Annotated in this window: 13 protein-coding genes; all 13 read left to right on the top strand. The window is 38.4% G+C overall.

All coding sequences use genetic code 11. From position 1 onward, the window contains the following. Positions 1–13 precede the first annotated feature (13 nt). The 13 genes from QA584_RS20590 to QA584_RS20530 all read left to right on the top strand — a co-directional run bounded on the left by QA584_RS20590 (position 14) and on the right by QA584_RS20530 (position 19,121). Entirely contained in the window at positions 14–2,659 is a 2,646-nt protein-coding gene (locus tag QA584_RS20590) for a transglutaminase-like domain-containing protein (RefSeq protein WP_278270985.1), read from the top strand. A gap of 305 nt (positions 2,660–2,964) precedes the next feature. Then, positions 2,965–3,111, top strand: a complete 147-nt coding sequence (locus QA584_RS20585) for a hypothetical protein (RefSeq protein ID WP_278270984.1) — start codon at positions 2,965–2,967, stop codon at positions 3,109–3,111. A gap of 245 nt (positions 3,112–3,356) precedes the next feature. After that, a complete protein-coding gene (locus QA584_RS20580; RefSeq protein ID WP_278270983.1) occupies positions 3,357–3,761 on the top strand; it encodes a DUF2500 domain-containing protein in 405 nt (134 codons plus the stop codon). 483 nt (positions 3,762–4,244) lie between these two features. Then, complete coding sequence (locus QA584_RS20575; protein WP_278270982.1) at positions 4,245–5,591, top strand: ABC transporter substrate-binding protein; 1,347 nt, start codon at positions 4,245–4,247, stop codon at positions 5,589–5,591. A gap of 235 nt (positions 5,592–5,826) precedes the next feature. Next, complete coding sequence (locus QA584_RS20570; RefSeq protein WP_278270981.1) at positions 5,827–6,717, top strand: carbohydrate ABC transporter permease; 891 nt, start codon at positions 5,827–5,829, stop codon at positions 6,715–6,717. Further along, positions 6,714–7,520, top strand: coding sequence for a carbohydrate ABC transporter permease (locus tag QA584_RS20565; RefSeq protein ID WP_278270980.1), 807 nt, complete (start codon positions 6,714–6,716; stop codon positions 7,518–7,520). Before QA584_RS20570 ends, QA584_RS20565 begins: the two co-directional genes overlap by 4 nt. A 538-nt stretch (positions 7,521–8,058) precedes the next feature. Next, a complete protein-coding gene (locus tag QA584_RS20560) occupies positions 8,059–9,840 on the top strand; it encodes a bifunctional homocysteine S-methyltransferase/methylenetetrahydrofolate reductase (protein WP_278270979.1) in 1,782 nt (593 codons plus the stop codon). A 47-nt stretch (positions 9,841–9,887) separates the two neighbouring features. Next, entirely contained in the window at positions 9,888–11,036 is a 1,149-nt protein-coding gene (locus tag QA584_RS20555) for a metallophosphoesterase (RefSeq protein ID WP_278270978.1), read from the top strand. 180 nt (positions 11,037–11,216) lie between these two features. Further along, on the top strand, positions 11,217–13,829 hold the full coding sequence (locus QA584_RS20550) for a homocysteine S-methyltransferase family protein (protein ID WP_278270977.1): 2,613 nt from the start codon (positions 11,217–11,219) through the stop codon (positions 13,827–13,829). Between the two features lie 289 nt (positions 13,830–14,118). Further along, positions 14,119–14,631: a MarR family winged helix-turn-helix transcriptional regulator gene (locus tag QA584_RS20545; RefSeq protein ID WP_278270976.1), complete on the top strand. Its 513-nt coding sequence runs from the start codon at positions 14,119–14,121 to the stop codon at positions 14,629–14,631. 35 nt (positions 14,632–14,666) lie between these two features. After that, the gene (locus QA584_RS20540) at positions 14,667–16,910 is read left to right on the top strand and encodes an ABC transporter ATP-binding protein (protein WP_278270975.1); all 2,244 of its coding nucleotides are present in this window, start codon (positions 14,667–14,669) and stop codon (positions 16,908–16,910) included. A gap of 34 nt (positions 16,911–16,944) precedes the next feature. Further along, positions 16,945–18,762 carry an ABC transporter ATP-binding protein gene (locus tag QA584_RS20535; protein WP_334306030.1) on the top strand — a complete coding sequence of 606 codons (1,818 nt, stop codon included), beginning with the start codon at positions 16,945–16,947 and terminating at the stop codon, positions 18,760–18,762. Positions 18,763–18,923: 161 nt separating this feature from the next. Further along, positions 18,924–19,121: a hypothetical protein gene (locus QA584_RS20530; RefSeq protein WP_278270973.1), complete on the top strand. Its 198-nt coding sequence runs from the start codon at positions 18,924–18,926 to the stop codon at positions 19,119–19,121. The last annotated feature ends 227 nt before the right edge of the window (positions 19,122–19,348 follow it).

Genomic DNA, 19,348 nt, shown 5'->3' with positions numbered 1-19,348 from the left:
TGGAGTGTATAGTATGTTCTCTGAAAATAACAAAATAAGAATAGAAGATCGGTTCCAAAAACTGATGCTTGAACTGCCGGTCTTAAATCAGGAAATTGACAGGCTGGCTGTACTTAAGGCTGAGACAGCCCTGGCAGTGAAGTATTTATATGTTACAATGCCATATAGTGATATTGGAAATTATTCGTTTGATACTTTTTTAGATTATGCCAATCAAGGTGTTTATCTTCTAGAACATGGTCCTTACCGTGAAAAAATTGCAGAGGATTTATTCCTTAACTATATTTTATATCACCGCATTAATGAAGAAGAAATACGTCCCTGCCGTTCGTTTTTTTATGAACAGTTAAAAGACAGGATAAAAGGTTTGACCATGAAAGAAGCAGCTCTGGAGGTTAACTACTGGTGTGCCCAGGAAGCCTCTTACCGCTCTACCGATGAACGGACGGTGGCACCTATTACCGTGTATAACTGCGGATACGGCAGATGTGGGGAGGAATCCACCTTTACCGTCAGTGCCCTTCGCAGTATCGGAATTCCAGCCAGACAGGTCTATGCTCCAAGATGGTCCCATTGTGAAGATAATCATGCCTGGGTCGAGGTATGGTGTGACGGTGAATGGTATTTTCTTGGTGCTTGCGAGCCGGAGGAAATTTTAAATAAAGGCTGGTTTAACAGTGCCGCTTCCAGGGCTATGCTGGTCCATTCCAGATATTTTGATGTTGCTCTGAAAGGGGTAGAGACGAATCGTTTAGAAGAGAATGAAAACTTAGAAGTGCTTGAAAGTTTAAAAGAGAATGAAAACTTAGAAGGACTTGAAAGCTTAGAAGAGAATGAAAACTTAGATGAGCTTGAAAGCTTAGAAGAGATCCAGAAAATAGGTTCTGGTGAGCTTTTGGTGGATTTTAAGGCTGAGAATATTCTGGGTAAAGAAGGAATGGTAACCATGCTAAACCAATTAGGAAGGTATGCGCGAACAGACCTTATTAAGGTAACCGTAATAGATGATTTGCTAAACCCGGTCATTGGAATAAAAGTGGAATTCCAAATCGTAAACTATTCCGAGTTCTTCACTCTGACAGCCTTAAAAACAGACGAAACCGGAACAGTAACTTTAAAAACAGGTCTTGGAAGTATCAATATACATATCAGTTATAAGGATACTTCTACGGATTTATTAATAGACACCAGAATTCAGAAAACGGCTGTAATAACATTAAAGGGCAGTACTGAGACGGAAAACTGCTGGTTGCCATTTGATATGATTGCTCCGATAGATAGTCCTGTTAATAACGCAGTACCGACACGTTTGCAAAAAACAGAAAGAGAAGTGAAAACCGCAGCAGCCACCAGAAATAGGATGAACAAAATAAAAGGAATCCACAATGAGGAAATAGATGGGTTTTTCGCTTCTGATATACAGCATAGAAGCCTGAAAGAAAAGCTGCTTGGCATCTTAACCGTAAAAGACCATACTGACTGCATGGCAGAAGTGCTGGAAGAACATGTTGTCTATGCCCTGCCCTATAAAGACTCACCGGAGGCTTCTTATACGGAAGAGATTTTTATACATTACCTCTTAAACCCCAGAATATGGAATGAACCTATAAGAAAATACCGGCACTGTATTCAGGAGCATTTTAGTGATAAGGATAAGGAAGACTTTAAAAACGAGCCTAAGCTGATCTGGAAATGGGTAGAAGAAACGATACAAAGCCATGAGGACAGAGAACATCCTAATGTGGTGACTACACCTTTTGGATGTTTAAAGACTGGTACTGGCAGTGAATTATCAAAGAAAATTTTATTTACAGCAATTGCCAGAACCTTTGGTATACCTGCCAGGCTTAAGATGGAAGACGGTTCTATGGAATATTTTCAGGGGGGAGAGTTTATTCCTGTTTTAGAAGAAGGTGCAGGATTTAGCACGCTATTACTTAATGCCGGTGAAGATAATATTACTTGGGCCTATTATCAGAATTATACCATTGGACGTTTTAATAAGGGTACCTATACTACACTAAAGCTTGAGGAAACAATATTTCATAACGGTAGGCATAAGCTTACCCTGAGACCGGGAAGGTACCGTATTATCACTTCAAACCGACTGCCAAATGGCAATATATTTGCCAATCGGTATCTAATGACCCTTAAAAAGGGTGAAACAAAGGAGGTTTTCTTATCCCTTCGGGAGGCTAAGTTATCCGATATGCTTGAGAATATAAAGATGAATGATTTTCTATTAAAAAGAGCAGAGGGAAATCCTGTGTCCGGCAGTGAAATCACAAAAACCGGAAAACGAATACTCTTTTGGCTGGAAGTCGGTAAAGAACCTACGGAACACATATTAAATGAACTCTTAGTCAGAAAGATAGAATTCAGCAAGCACGCAGAACAGCTGATATTTATTATTCTAAACCAGACTTCCCTGATTGATCCGACCCTGTCAGAAGTGGTAGAAAGCTTTCCCGGGGCAGCAATACTGTATGATGATTTTGGAGAAAATATACAGAATCTAGGCAGAAGATTATATGTTGATCCGGATAAGCTTCCGCTTATTATTGTAACCAGTAAAGAACTGAACGGGATTTATGCTACTAGTGGTTATAATGTTGGGACGGGAGATATGCTTTTAAGAATTTTAAGGGAAGAATTTTAAGGGAAGAAATATAAGGGAAGAAAGATAAGAGAAGTAATATAAGCGAAGAAATATAAGGAAAGAAAGATAAGAGAAGAAAGATAAGAGAAGAAAGATAAGGGAAGTAATATAGAGAAGTAATATAAGAGAAGAAAATAAGGGAAGAAAAATAAGAGAAGAAATATAAAGGGAGAATTATAAAGGAAGAGATTTAAGGAAAGAGTTTTAAGAAAAATGTTTAAAAGATGCATTTTAGAAAAGAAAAATATAAAAAATAGTACATATTTATGCCAATTTTACGGAAACTATTTCCGAGGTGAATTAGCATGAGCATATCAAAAAAAGAAAAACAACAGCAGAAACATGAAAATGAAAAATTTAACAGTATAACCAACAAAGTAAAAGTGGAAAACCAGAATCAGACCCACAATGTCGTGGATGAAGGCATCGGTCCAATTAATCAGAAGAGATAATATCAATAGTAAAGCATATCAAAGAAAACTTTATAGTGAATTTCCAAATAGGAGAAGGATTATGTTCTGATTTTAAAATCTCAGTAAAACATAATCCTTATTCTATGCCAGAGTCCAATATTTCATTAAGCTGCTGCAACCTCTCCTTTACCCTCAGGTGCCGATTACATAAGGAAAAAGGTTTTTCTTTCGGCATAGTATATGGTATAATATGTTAATATGCTAAATAAAGTTGGAGGTAAGTTATGAACGATTTTGGAATGAATCCCTTTGGCGGATTCAGTATTATGTTTACCCTGGTACCGCTTATATTTGTTATTATTTTATTGTTAATGGTGGGTTCAATAATATACAACATCAGTCAAAAGGCAAAACAAAATGCACACAATAACAACTCACCGGTATTAACTGTGGAGTCAACCGTTGTTTCAAAAAGAACGGATGTATCCACATACCATAATAGTGGTACAGCCGATAATTCTATGGACCATTATAGTTCTTCAACAAGGTATTATGCTACTTTTCAGGTAGAAAGCGGGGATCGTATCGAGCTTTTAATTACTGGAACGGAGTATGGGCTCCTCGCGGAAGGGGATTTGGGTAAGCTGACTTTTCAGGGCACCAGATATCTGGGATTTGTAAGGCGGTAATTTAACTGGATATATATGTTGAAAGATAACAATTTCTTCTGTGGGATTGTTATCTTTTTTTTGTTTCAGAGATAAGTTCTCTGAACTTCCCTCTGAAATAAAAAGCCCAAAAAAATGTTAATACCAAAGAAAAACAACTGATTGCATAAAATACGACGGACGTAGTTGGTATAGATAAAAAATATGTAAAATTTGCACAAATAAATATGGATAAACAAGCACTGAATATACATTGACAACAAATATTTCCAATGCTATCATAAAAATGAACAACCGACCGCGAAATCGGAAAAGGAGGTTTTAGATGTACACTGGCGATACTTAGCATCAATGGCAAAAGCGGTAAATCGGAGTTAAACGGAGCGGATGAAATTCATAAGACATGGGTAAATTATGAAATTGTACTCAAAAGGTCGACGAAGTAACAAATTGCACTTCTTCATTTTGTCATAATAAACTAAATAATATTTTAGGAGGAGATTTATGAAAAAGCTACTATCTTATGTTCTCGTTCTGGTTATGGCAGCAGCTTTAATATCCTGCAGTACAAATAAAACAAGTACACAAACCGCAGGAAATAACAACTCCACTAAAGATGAAAAAACAGCGGAAACCAAAACCACTACCTCAGATAATAATACACTTACCGTATGGTGCTGGGACCCCGCTTTTAATATTTATGCGATGCAGGAAGCAGAAAAGGTTTACCAAAAAACAAATCCTGATTTTAAACTAAACATAATCGAAACTCCCTGGGATGATGTTCAGACAAAGATAACCACGGCAGCCTCCTCTGGCGATCTTAGTACCCTTCCAGATATATTTCTAATGCAGGACAATGCGTTTCAGAAAAACTTTGCTAACTTTCCGGAAGTGTTTACAGACTTAACGGGAAAGAATATTGCTTTTGATTCTTTTGCGCCGGCAAAGGTGGCATATTCCGTAGTAGACGGTAAAAATTACGGTGTTCCCTTTGATAACGGCACCGGAATCGACTGCCTGAGAACCGATATCCTTACCCAGGCCGGATATACTATAGCGGATTTTACGGATATTACCTGGGATAAATATATTGAACTAGGCAAAGACATACTGGCAAAGACTAAAATGCCATTAGTATCCGCTCAGGCCGGTTCTCCGGATTTAATTATGGAGATGCTCCAGTCCTGTGGTCAAAGTTTATTTAAAGAAGATGGTTCCCCCAATATAGTTGGGAATCAGGCTTTAAAGGATGCAGTTAATGTGTATACCACTCTGGTTAAAGATGGTATCTTAGTTGAAGTGAATGACTGGGATCAGTATATCGGAACCTTTACAAACGGTACCGTAGCCGGAACCATTAACGGCTGCTGGATATTAGCATCTATACAGACAGCCACCGGCCAGTCCGGTAAATGGGCATTAACAAATGTACCCTCCTTAAGCAGTATTCCGGGTGCAACAAACTACACGAACAACGGCGGCTCCAGCTGGGCAATATCATCAAATTGTAAAAATGCCGACTTAGCAGTTGATTTCTTATCCAAGACCTTTGCCGGGAGCGTAGAATTATATGAAACCATTCTGCCAAGCTCCGGTGCCCTTGCAACCTATCTGCCAGCAGGCGACAGTGACGTTTATGCTAAACCTTCCGAATTTTTCGGAGGCCAGAAGATTTATTCCGATATTACCTCTTACGCCGGAAAAGTACCTAGCAATACCACCGGTGTTTATTATTATGAAGCAAGAGACGCGGTAGGAACTGCTATGACTAATGTAGTAGGCGGCGCGGACCTTGACTCTGAGCTTAAGAATGCAGAGGATACCATTAAGTTCCAGATGGGAAAATGATGAATTAGTATCTGATTTACATCTGTAGAGTATACCGCAGTTTATAAGGCAGAATAGTTTGCAGCATTGTGCGGTTATTTTTACAGACTTATTGGAACTGCTGTAATTTTATAGATAGTCGAACCCTTACTAATCTGAGTTATATGATTAAACCTAGAATAAGGGGCTTTAATTTATAAAACTGCAGCAGTTCTTTTTTTGGTAAATCCATTTTAAGCTTAAGGAGGATTCACATATGGGTAATGATAAGAAAAAAATGGGTCTGTCAGGAAGACGGAATCTGGTGGGTTTTAGTTTCTTGCTGCCGGCAGTATTATTAATCTGTTTTATGAGTTTCTATCCAATGATAAGGGCACTGATCTTATCCTTTCGTACCGGTGTCGGCGTACATATGAAGTTTGCAGGACTTTATAATTATACAAGAATGTTTCAGGATAAAGTTTTTATTCAGGCTTTAATCAATAATTTCATTTATCTGATTATTCAGGTACCAATCATGCTGCTCCTGGCATTGGGATTGGCAGCTATGCTAAATGACAGCAAACTTAAGTTCAAAGGATTATTCAGAACTGCGATTTTCCTTCCCTGTGCTACATCCTTAGTATCTTATGCAATTATTTTCCGTGCATTATTTGCCTTGGACGGATTTATTAACACCATGCTATTAAAAACCGGTATCATCGATATGCCCGTTAACTGGCTGGGAAACCCTGTAACTGCCAGGGTTGTAATCATAATTGCCCTGATTTGGCGCTGGACCGGTTATAATATGGTATTTTATCTGGCAGGGCTTCAGAATATAGAATATAATATCTACGAAGCAGCTAAGATTGACGGTGCAAATCCTTTTCAGCAATTTAGCAGAATTACGATCCCGCTGTTAAGACCTATTATATTACTGACGGCTATTATGTCCACCAACGGAACCCTCCAGCTCTTTGATGAATCGGTGAATTTAACTAACGGAGGTCCTGCTAACGCCACCATAACCATGTCCCATTATATCTATAAAATGTCCTTTGAATATTCACCCAATTTCGGATATGCCACGGCTATGTCGTTCCTTGTTCTTGTGCTGGTTGCCGTACTGGCATTTATCCAGATGAAAGTAGGTGATAAGAGATGAGAAAGTTAAAAAGTTTTCTAAAATACTTCGTATTGACAGTGGTATCCCTTCTGTCGGTATTTCCTTTATACTGGATGGCAGTCTCCGCTACCAATAAAAGCGTGGATGTAATAGCAGGCAAACTCCTACCGGGAACCTATCTGATTGAAAACCTGAAAAATCTGTTACAGGCACAGGCAGTAGGAAAAGCTTTCATGAATTCCTTCCGGAATTCAATTATCCTTACCCTTGTCAGCCTCATTATATGTTCCATAGCCGGATATGGTTTTGAAATCTATCACGACAAACTAAAAGATGCAGTCATGTCCATACTTTTGCTGGCCATGATGGTGCCCTTTGTTGCAACACTGATACCATTATTCCAAATGTTTTCAAAAATTGGGCTGCTTAACAGTACTTTAGGTTTTATACTGCCCTCTATTTCCACTCCTTTTTTGATTATGCTGTTTCGTCAAAGCGCCAGGTCCTTTCCTCATGATATTATAGAAGCTGCCAGAATCGACGGTCTGAATGAACTGAATATATTCCTAAAGATGTTCATTCCCACTATGCGTTCCACCTATGCGGCAGCCATGACCATTGTATTCATGAATGCCTGGAATAACTATCTGTGGCCAAAGGTAATTATGCTCTCCAATGATAAAATAACCATGCCGATGATGATAGCCAACCTCCTTACTGGTTATGTAATCGATTATGGAATGGTTATGTTTGGAGTTCTGGTTTGCACCATTCCAACGGTAATTGTATTTTTCTTCCTCCAAAAGAGTTTTGCAGAGGGGATTACTGGGGCGGTGAAATAAAACCTGGCACGAATGATTTCTTTCATGCGGTTAATATTAGCTGATAAACACAAACTCCTCCCGTCCTCGTCGGTCAGTGTGTTTTTTGGCTAAACCGCATAAAAGAAGTTATATGTAAATTAGCAGATTCTAAAAAAAGCGCTTCTGAACGATATCCGAATCCCGTATTACTAAAATCTAGATTAAGAACCGTTATAATTCCAGGCTTTTCTGCCACTAACCAATAAACGAAACCAACAAACGAAACCAATAATATCTACCCGTTCTGATTCAAGCCAGTCCTTTCGAGGTTTATGAAACTTTTCCGGAAAATAACATATTAATGTTGTTAGAAGAACCTTATAAAAAGTAAAAATGTATAAACTGCAGATTTACTTGATTACCTCTTTTCAATTCCTCATTTTCTTGCTATGATATAAAAAAAGAAAATTAATACGTAATTATGAATTAAAACAGAGGTTTCTTGAATAAATATACCTTTATGATAAAAAGTAGATAAGGATGAAAGCCAAAAGGTTTCAGCTAAAAGGAGTATACCATGAGAATACAGGACTACTTAAAACAACATAAATTAATTATGGATGGTGCTATGGGAACGTATTATTCAAGGATTGAGAATAACCAGAATGCAGTTTCGGAATATGCCAATCTGATGGCCCAGGATAAAATACGGGGAATACACCTTAGTTATATAGAAGCAGGTGCAAAGTTGATCCGGACGAACAGCTTTGCTGCAAACCAGCAGGTGTTAAATATTACTCCCGCCGAGCAGGTGGATATTATTAATGCTTCTTATGAATTGGCAGCCCAGGCAGTAAAAGAATCGGGAAAAGAGGTTTATATTGCTTGTGACATCGGTCCCATACCCGAACTGGGAGGAAGAACCGAAGAGGATATCTTGGAGGAATACAGGCTTATTTGTGATACATTTCTAAGGCATAAACCGGAAATCATACTGTTTGAAACCTTTTCTGATATGGTTTATATCAAAAGGCTGGCAGCTTATATTAAGGCGGTGGCTCCGGAAGTTTTCATTATTACCAACTTCTGCTTAAATAAGAATGGCTATACCAGTAAAGGAATCAGTGCCAGAACCTTATTAGAGGAAATAGCAGATACAAAAGAAATCGATGCCGGGGGTTTTAATTGTGGAATCGGCTCCGGACATATGTATCATATCTTAAAAAAGCTTAGTTTTCCCGAGAATAAGTATATTGTAGCAGCTCCAAATGCCGGATATCCGGAACAATTTCAGAACCGGATGATATTTATGGATAATGAGGCTTACTTTGAGGAAAATATGCAGCGGATTACGGCTCTTGGAATCGATATAATAGGTGGCTGCTGTGGTACAACACCGGCTTATATTAAGAAAATAACAGACAAAATCGATTTAAAAGAAGTCCAGAGGGGAATACGGGTTAAGCAGTCCCAGAAAGCAACAGAACAGAAGGAGTTAAGAACCAATGATTTCTTTGAATTATTCGTACCTGGCAGGAAAGTAGTTGCAGTGGAGTTAGATCCGCCTTATGATGCCAAGGATGATACGATTCTTGCCTGTGCCAGTAAATTAAAAGAGTCAGGTGTAGATATTATAACCATGGCTGATTCCCCCATGGGCAGAAGCCGTATTGATTCTATACTTATGAGCATTAAACTTATGCGGGAGTGCGGCATATCCGTAATGCCCCATGTTTGCTGCCGGGATAAGAATATGATTGCCATGCGTTCCGGACTTTTAGGAGCCTATGCCAATGGCATCCGCAATATATTAATAGTAACGGGAGATCCCATACCAAGCGAAAGCAGGCAATCCACTACCGGAGTATTTGACTATAACTCTGTGCAGCTTATGAATTATGTAAAAGAGATGAACCGGGAACACTTTACCGAAGAGCCCATATATTATGGGGGTGCCCTTAATTATGGCAGGGGACCGGTAGAAAAAGTAATCGAACGGATGGAAAAGAAAATCGAAGCAGGAGCCAGATATTTCCTGACACAACCCATATTTACCGACGAAGATATTGACCGGATAATATATATTAAAAGTAAGGTTAACACGAAAATCTTATGCGGCATCATGCCTTTGGTAAGTTACCGGAACGCAAATTTCATTAAAAATGAAATAACAGGAATTAATGTACCTGACTGGGTAATTAACAGATATACACCTGATATGGCCAAAGAAGAAGCAGAGTGGGCAGGAGCTAAGATAGCCAGTGAAATTATTGAAAAATTAAAAGACTGTGCGGATGGTTATTACTTTATGCTTCCCTTTAACCGGGTCAGCTTAATGGATAAAATAAAAATTGTATAGAACTGGAATGGTTTATATGATAATGTAAGTAATAGGGGGAATATACAGTGCTAGCAAAGGTTAAGAGAATTGAGATAGAAGAAAACAGACGGATTATTGCCATAAGTGATATACACGGTAACTTAAACGGACTGAAGGAGCTGTTAAAAAAGATTAATTTCAGTCAGGACGATTATCTCTTTTTCGTGGGTGACATGGTTGAAAAAGGACCTCAGAGCCTTTCAACCTTAAGATATATAATGGAACTGACCAAAACCTGTAAGGCATATGCGGTAAGTGGTAACTGTGATTCCGTTGCCGCTGAACTATATGATGACAGGAATCATAAGGAATTACTGAATTATCTTTTAAGGAGAAAGAAAAGCCTCTTAAACGAAATGTGTGAAGCTTTATCCTTTCAAGTGAATAAAGATACCGATATGAGGAGAATGAAAGAGCTTCTTACCAATCATTATAAAGAAGAACTGGAATGGATTTGTAATTTGCCAGACATAATTGAGACTGCTAAGTTTACTTTTGTCCATGGCGGATTGACCTCTGGGGATTTAGAGGTACAGGAGGCAGAAAAAGTACAGTGTTTGGATGAATTCCTAAAACAGGATATATATCTTGATAAATACTGTATTGTAGGACATTGGCCGGTGGTGTTATATTGTGAAGCATATCCGGAGTGTAATCCAATTATCAATAAGGATAAGAAAATAATCTGCATCGACGGAGGTAATGTATTAAAAAGCAACGGACAGCTTAATGCATTTATGATACCGGATATAAATTCGGAAGCATTTACTTTTGAGTATCAGGACGATTTAAAAACAGGTATTATTAGAGAAGATCAGGAAGAAACAAACAAGTCCCATTATATACCCTGGACCCCGGGACGACACCAGGAGGAAGCAAAACAAAGTAATAATACCAAACTGATTCATTGGATTGATAATAAGATTGAAATATTGGAAAAAGATGACGAATTTTCTTACTGTGAACATAGTTCCACAAAATACCGGATGTGGATTTTAAATAAATATATTTATAAAGAAAAAGACGGATATTATTGCGAAGACTCTACGGACTATCTGATTCCGGTGAAATCAGGTGATCTGGTGTCCCTAGTAGAAACCACGGAAAAAGGATATCTGGTTAAGAAGAACGGAGTAACCGGCTGGTATTTTGGCAAAATAGATTTAGAGAAGTAAAGATATTGCTTGTAGTCATTTGAAAGAAAATACAGAAAGAGAAAGGAATGCCACAATGCGATTCTTTCAAAGGTTGAAAGATTTTAGAAGAAGTGAAAGGATACTTCAAGGGGAATCTCTCAACCTTTTAAATTAGTGGCAGTATTGCAGCTTCAGTTGCGATACACAAGGGGTAAAATTATGACAAAGAAAGAATTTTTAGATTTAATTAACAGTAAAATAGTACTTCTGGACGGAGCAACCGGTAGTAATATGCAAAAAAGCGGTATGACTGCCGGAGTATGCCCGGAAAAATGGATTTTAGAACACAGCCGGGTTTTAGTGGATTTACAAAAAGGGTATATTGAATCCGGCTCCGACATTTTATACGCGCCAACCTTTACCAGCAACCGTATTAAGCTAAAAGAATATGGATTGGAGGGGGAGCTTGGTTCTATTAACCGGGAACTGGTAAGGTTATCAAAGCAGGCAGTGGAAGAAGCTTCCCTTAAAGACGGGCGAAAGGTATATATCGCCGGTGATTTAACCATGACCGGGGAGCAGTTATACCCTATTGGTACCTTAGACTTTGAGGAATTGGTGGATGTTTATAAAGAACAGATTTCCTACCTGTTAATGGAGGGTGTGGATTTATTCGTGATTGAGACTATGATGAGCCTGCAAGAATGCAGAGCAGCTGTGCTGGCAGTGAAAGAAACCTGTGATCTGCCGGTTATGGTGACTTTGACCTTTCATGAGAATGGGCGGACCCTCTATGGCACAGACCCTGTCACAGCAGTGGTAGTGCTTCAGAATATGGGTGCTGATGCGGTGGGGGTTAACTGTTCTACCGGTCCCGAGAAAATGTGTGAAATCGTGACTGCTATGAAAGAATATGCAACGGTTCCTCTTATTGCAAAGCCCAATGCAGGTTTGCCTGCTTTAGTCGATAATGAGACTGTATTTTCCATGGGACCAGAGGATTTCTCTGTACAGGCAAGAAAATTAGCAGAAGCCGGTGCAAGTATAGTCGGTGGCTGCTGTGGTACCACTCCAGATCACATCAGACTGCTAAAGAAGGAAATCTGTTCTTTAAAACCTCACACAATCCCGGTAAAAAAACATAGAGTCCTGTCAACAGAGAGGAATACGCTGGATATTGATTTAGACGGTCGTTTTATGATTATTGGTGAGCGGATTAACCCTACCGGTAAAAAAGACCTCCAGGCAGAGTTAAAGGAAGGAGTTCTTGATATGGTTTTATCCATGGCCGAAGAACAAGCTTCCAACGGAGCTGATATTTTGGACATTAATATGGGTATGAATGGTATTGATGAAAAAGAAATGATGGTTAAGGTGGTTACCGAAGTAAGCAGTATGTCTTCCCTTCCCTTAAGCATTGATTCCAGTCATATAAACGTCATTGAAGCTGCACTTCGTATCTATCCTGGCAGGGCACTCATTAATTCCATTTCATTGGAAAAAGAAAAATTAGAAAAGTTAATCCCGATAGCAAAAAAATACGGTGCCATGTTTATTCTACTGCCCTTATCCGATCAAGGTCTTCCAAAAGACCTTGACGAAAAGAAGGAAATAATAAGGATTATATTAGAAGAAGCCAAACGTAAGGGGTTAACCGAAGAAGATATTATTGTGGACGGACTTGTTAATACCGTTGGAGCCAATAAAGATGCAGCGGTTCAGACTTTGGAAACCATCCGTTACTGCAGGGATGACTTAGGACTGGCCACGGTAGTCGGTTTATCCAACATATCCTTTGGACTTCCGGAAAGACAGTTTATTAACAGTACCTTTTTAGCCTTTGCCATTCAGGCAGGACTTACCATGGCTATTGCGAATCCCTCCCAGGATTTATTAGTCAATACCGCATTTGCAGCAGATCTCTTAAAGGGAAAAGAAGAAGCAGATATCCGTTATATTAACCGAGTTACAAAGAATCCTTCGGTTGTTATCAGTAAAAAGGAATTCGAGCAGTATAATAATATAGATCAAAATCAAAATAAGACAAAAAATCAGAATAAAAAGACTGAATTTGATAAAGCTGGTTTAACAAAATCGCCAGAAGCAGATTTAAACAGACACTCCGAGAAAAATTTGCCAGGCATGGATACCTGCTGCACTCCAAATGAAGAGAACAAACAGACAGAGTTAGAGTCCAGAGGAATTACGAATCAGGCTGTTTATGAAGGTGTTATAAAAGGCAGTAAAAGAAATATGGTACAGCTGGTGACAAAATCCCTGGAAGAAGGAAATGATCCTTCTTATATCCTTAATAACCTTTTGATACCGGCTATTAATGAAGTAGGTGAGCTTTTTGACAAGCAAATCTATTTCCTGCCCCAGCTCATTTCTTCGGCAGAGGCTATGAGGCTTGCCATTGATTACCTGGAACCGATGCTAAAAAAAGACGGGAATCAAAAGAAACTTGGAACTGTCGTAATAGCAACCGTGGCAGGGGACGTACATGATATCGGAAAAAATCTGGTCGTGCTAATGCTTAAAAACTATGGTTTTCAGGTAATCGACCTTGGTAAGGACGTACCTTCTGAGAAGATTATAGAAACAGCCAAAGAAGTTGAGGCAGACATCATTGCCTTATCGGCCTTAATGACCACAACCATGCTTGAAATGAAACAGGTTATTAAACTGAAGCAGGAAGCCGGACTAAAAGCCAAAATAATAATTGGCGGAGCCGTCATAACCCAAAGCTATGCGGAAGAAATCGGAGCAGATGGTTATGCCAAGGATGCAGGAGAAACGGTAGTACTGGTAAAAAGATTACTTGGTATTTAATTTAAAAAACCATTCGTTAAAATGTCTGTCTAAATCGTTTAGACAGACATTTTTTTGTGTACAATTAAACCATTCATAAAATTTATATAAACCAATTATTACAATATGCTTAAATCTTTATTTGCATATTGACTTTCAAAAAATTCTATTTATAATAATGGTTAACCTACTCAACTATTATTGAGGTTAATTATTTTGATCAAGAAGGGAGTTATCACACATTAATAATCGAATTCCCATACCAATGAAACTGCATCGAATACATCCCGATGTGACAAAGGAGGCTATTATGGAAAAAACTATTACTCATGAATTCCTGGTAATTATGAATAAGCTGCGTAGAGTGATGAAAATGAATCATCCTAAGAATGCAGTGCATCAGGGTGAATTTATGATGTTAGGTGCTATTCATAGTTGTATGGAAGAAAAAAGAGAGAACCATATTGAGGAACCCGGTGTTAAGGTAAGTGAATTAAGTGAAATCCTTCATTCCACCAAACCGGCAACATCAAAAATGTTAAGCGCTTTAGAAGAAAAAGACTATATTGAAAGAATATCCGATAAAAAAGACCGAAGAGTGGTTTACATCCGTTTATCTGCGAATGGAGAAAAAAAAATGAAGGAAGCATTTAACCGGATGCACAAATTTGCTGATCGAACGATATCTAGGTTGGGTGAAGAGGATGCAATGGATTTAATCCGTATTTTAAATAAGTTTTATGATGCGGTCTATGAAGAAATGATGGAAAATAATCCTAAACCCTGCGATTCTTCCGATCAGGATAAAACGGATATGGAATAATGACAAAAGAAAGAAGAAATTGAAAGGAGTTAAAGATGCTTAAAATTGTAAAATTACTTAAAACATCAATTGGTCCGCTGATTATAGTTGTTGCATTACTAGGGTTGCAGGCTTTTTGTGATTTATCCCTGCCCTCCTATACATCTGATATTGTAAATGTCGGTATTCAGCAAGGAGGTATTAAGGACCCCCTGCCAAAGGCTGTCCGTGAAAACCAGCTTAATAATCTTTTATTTACAATGGATGAAAGCAGCAAAGCGTTGGTACAAAGTTCTTATAAATTAATCTCTAAGGATAGTGTATCTGGTGATGATTATAAAGATTATCTGAAACAATATCCGGCTTTGGCGGATGAAAATATATATGTGCTGGACTCAGATAAAGACAACCAGGAACAACTGACGGATATCATGGGTAAAGCACTTTTATTAGTAGGTACTTTAAGCAGTGATTCAGATCAGATTAAAGATTTAAAGAAGCAGATAACAGCTAATCTTCCAAAAGAAATGGCAAGCTTAAGTTTAATGGAGATATTAACCAAGATGCCTCCAGAACAGTCAAAAGATATTTTAACCTCCGTAGAAGAGAATTTAACTGAAATGCCGGAAATCGTTACGGGTCAAGTCGGTATCGCTGCGGTGAAAGCAGAATATGAAGCCATCGGCATGGATACCGGTAAACTGCAGACCAACTATATCTTTTTAGCCGGCTTTAAGATGCTGGGGTTAGCTCTGTTAGCAATGATATCAACGATATTGGTAGGCTTTTTAGCTTCCAGAATAGCAGCAGGACTTGGAAGGGATTTAAGAAGCAAGGTATTTAAAAAGGTTGTAAGCTTTTCCAATTCGGAATTTGATAAATTTTCAACAGCTTCCCTGATAACCAGAAGCACCAATGATATACAACAGATACAGATGACTCTGGTATTTTTAATCCGTATTGTTATATATGCACCGATTTTAGCAATCGGCGGTATTGTTAAGGTATTAAACACCAATGTATCCATGACCTGGATTATAGCCCTGGCTGTTTTCTTAATTTTATGCCTGGTTGGTACTTTATTTGGGGTTGCCATGCCGAAGTTTAAATTAATGCAAAAATTAATTGACAGGCTGAACCTGGTTACCCGTGAAATATTAACCGGTTTATCCGTTATCCGTGCTTTTCATAAAGAAAATCAGGAAGAAAAAAGATTTGATAATGCAAATCAGGATTTAACAAAAACCAGTTTATTTGTTAATCGTATTATGACCTTTATGATGCCGATTATGATGTTTATTATGAATGGAGTAGCAGTACTTATTGTGTGGAGCGGTGGTCACAGTATCGATGCAGGAAATATGCAGGTCGGTGATTTGATGGCATTTATCCAGTATACGATGCAGATCATTATGTCCTTCTTAATGCTTTCCATGATCTCCATTATGCTTCCCAGATCTTCTGTATCTGCCGGTCGTATTATGGAAGTAATTGATACGGACTTAACGATACATGATCCGGAGAAAACGGCAGCGTTTTTGAATGACAGAAAAGGTTATGTGGAATTTGATAATGTATCCTTTCGGTATCCAAAAGCAGAGGATGATGTGTTATCCGGTATTACGTTTACAGCAAAACCCGGAGAAACAACAGCTATTATCGGCAGTACCGGCAGTGGTAAATCCACGTTAATTCAATTAATACCAAGATTTTTTGATGTTACCGGCGGAAGCATAAAAGTGGACGGGGTAGATATCAGAGAGGTAAGTCAGCATGATCTAAGAGATAAATTAGGTTATGTCCCTCAAAAAGGTGTTTTATTCTCAGGAACCATAGATTCCAATTTGCGTTACGGCAAGCAGGACGCCACCTCAGAGGAAGTCTGTCGTGCCGCACGGATTGCGCAGGCTGTTGAATTTATTGAAGAAAAACCGGAAAAATACGAAACCTCCATATCCCAGGGCGGCAGTAATGTTTCCGGAGGACAAAAGCAGAGGTTATCAATAGCCAGAGCCATTGCCAAGGACCCGGAAGTCTATATCTTTGATGACAGTTTTTCTGCCCTTGACTATAAAACCGATGTTGCTCTCAGAAAAACATTAAAAGAGGAAATTGGTGAAAGTACAGTTATAATTGTAGCTCAAAGAATCAGTACCATTATTCATGCCGAGCAGATCATTGTATTAGATGAAGGCAGGATTGTAGGAAGAGGAACCCATAAAGAGCTGTTAGATAACTGTGAGGTATATAATCAGATAGCATTATCACAGCTGTCAAAGGAGGAATTGGCACATGAGTAATGAAAATAATAATTCACGTCCCGCCAAAAGATCCATGGGCGGCGGGCCTATGGGTGGCGGACCTATGGGAGTTACCGAGAAGGCTAAGGATTTTAAAGGTTCTATTAAAAAACTTGCAATATATATGAGTAAATATAAATTAAGTTTTGTATTTGTTGTAATTTTTGCAATTGCAAGTACGGTATTTGCAATTGCAGGACCCAAGATACTTGGTAATGTAACCACTGATTTATTCAAAGGATTTGTCGAGAAGATTCAGGGTACTGGTGGTATTAACTTTAATAGTATTGGAAAGACACTGCTTACATTACTGGGATTGTATGTACTGAGTATGATATTTTCCTTTGTTCAGGGCTTTATTATGACCGGCATATCCCAGAAGGTTACCTATCGGTTCAGAAAAGAGATTTCTGAAAAGATTAACCGGATGCCCATGAATTACTTTGAAACCAAAACCCATGGTGAAGTACTCTCAAGGGTAACCAATGATGTGGATACCTTAAGCCAGAGTTTAAACCAGAGTATTACTCAAATAATCACTTCAGTTGCCATGATTATTGGTGTATTGTATATGATGTTAACGATCAGTATACCTATGACTCTGGTGGCCGTACTGACTTTACCCTTATCCGGAGGATTAATCAGCTATATAGTTAAAAAATCTCAGAAATTTTTTAAAGAACAGCAGGAATTTTTAGGTCATGTAAATGGTCAGGTAGAAGAAGTTTACGGCGGTCATAATATCGTTAAAGCATTTAACGGAGAAAAAGAAGTGGTTGAGGAATTTGATAAAGCCAATAATACGCTTTATAATTCTGCCTGGAAGTCACAGTTCTTGTCTGGTATGATGTTCCCTATTATGAATTTTGTTGGAAATATCGGTTATGTTGCGGTGGCCATCCTTGGTGGTTATCTGGTAGTAAAAAAGAGTATCGAAGTTGGTGATATTCAATCCTTTATCCAATATGTAAGAAGCTTTAATCAGCCGATTGGCCAGATCGCACAGGTTTCCAGCCAGTTACAGCAGACGGCAGCCGCTGCGGAAAGAATTTTTGAATTCCTGGAAGAGGAAGAAGAAGACCAGCTGGCAGCAAATCCGGTTTCTACAGAGTCTCTAGACAGTAATGTAGAATTTAAGCATGTAAAATTCGGTTATAATTCAGAGAAGATTATTATCAATGACTTCTCTGCTAAGGTAACGCCCGGTCAAAAAATTGCTATTGTCGGTCCTACCGGTGCCGGTAAAACTACTATGGTTAAACTGTTAATGCGTTTTTATGATGTGAATGAGGGTGAAATCTTAATTGACGGACATAATATCAAAGACTTTAACCGTGGTGAATTAAGACAGTTATTTGGTATGGTATTACAAGATACCTGGCTATTTAATGGTACTATTATGGAGAATATCCGATATGGCAAGAGCGATGCGAGCGATGAAGAAGTTATTGCAGCTGCCAAAGCAGCACATGCCCATCATTTTATTTCTACTCTCCCGGATGGTTATAATATGGTCTTAAATGAAGAGGCCAGTAATGTATCCCAGGGTCAGAAGCAGCTGTTAACTATCGCCAGAGCTATTTTGGCAGATCCTAAAATTTTGATTCTGGATGAGGCCACTAGTTCCGTTGATACCAGAACTGAAGTCAGAATCCAGAAAGCTATGGATAACCTGATGAAGGGCAGAACTAGTTTTGTTATTGCCCACAGGCTTTCTACTATTCGTGATGCGGATTTGATTCTGGTTATGAAAGACGGAGATATTGTTGAACAGGGTAATCATGAAGAGCTTCTTGCACAGAATGGTTTCTATGCAGGACTTTATAATTCTCAGTTTGAACAGACGGCTTAATAATGTTGTCTGACGGGGGGGGAAGCGAGTAAGGTTTTTTCTGTTCCCTGTTAGGTTTATGTAGCAGGAACACAGTGCTGGGGAGATATAGGAAGCGAGTTTTTCGGTGCTCTGACTCTTTCTGCAATCTGTATGTCCATGAAAGACAAGGAATGTCTTTCATGGACATACAGATTGCAGAAAGTGTCATCACAAACGAAAAACTGCTGCTTCCTATATCTCCCCAGCACTGTGTTCCTGTTTTTTTAGTCTTTGAGGGGAACAGAAAAAACCTTACCGCTTCTGGCAGCTCTGTTTCAGCGAAATGGTTTTTGGTGATTGCTTTTTATATGGGCAAAAGGGGTTATTATGGTAGTTAGAGTTTATCATTGTTGGTTTTTTAGTTTTTAGTTATTTATTTTAGTAATTTATTTTTTAGTTTGTTGATTTTTTAGTTTGTTGGTTTGCTGGTTTGTTGGATGTTTTGATAAATAAGATTATTTTTAGATGGAAATTTCCGGAATAGAATTATATAATAAAGTCATAAAAGGTAGGAACAAGTTTTAAATGTTATTTTTAGCACTGATAGGTACTATTTAATAGGGTG

The organism is Anaerocolumna sp. AGMB13025 (assembly GCF_029689925.1).
GTDB lineage: Bacteria > Bacillota > Clostridia > Lachnospirales > Lachnospiraceae > Anaerocolumna.
This window is presented reverse-complemented; position numbering and strand designations above follow the sequence as displayed.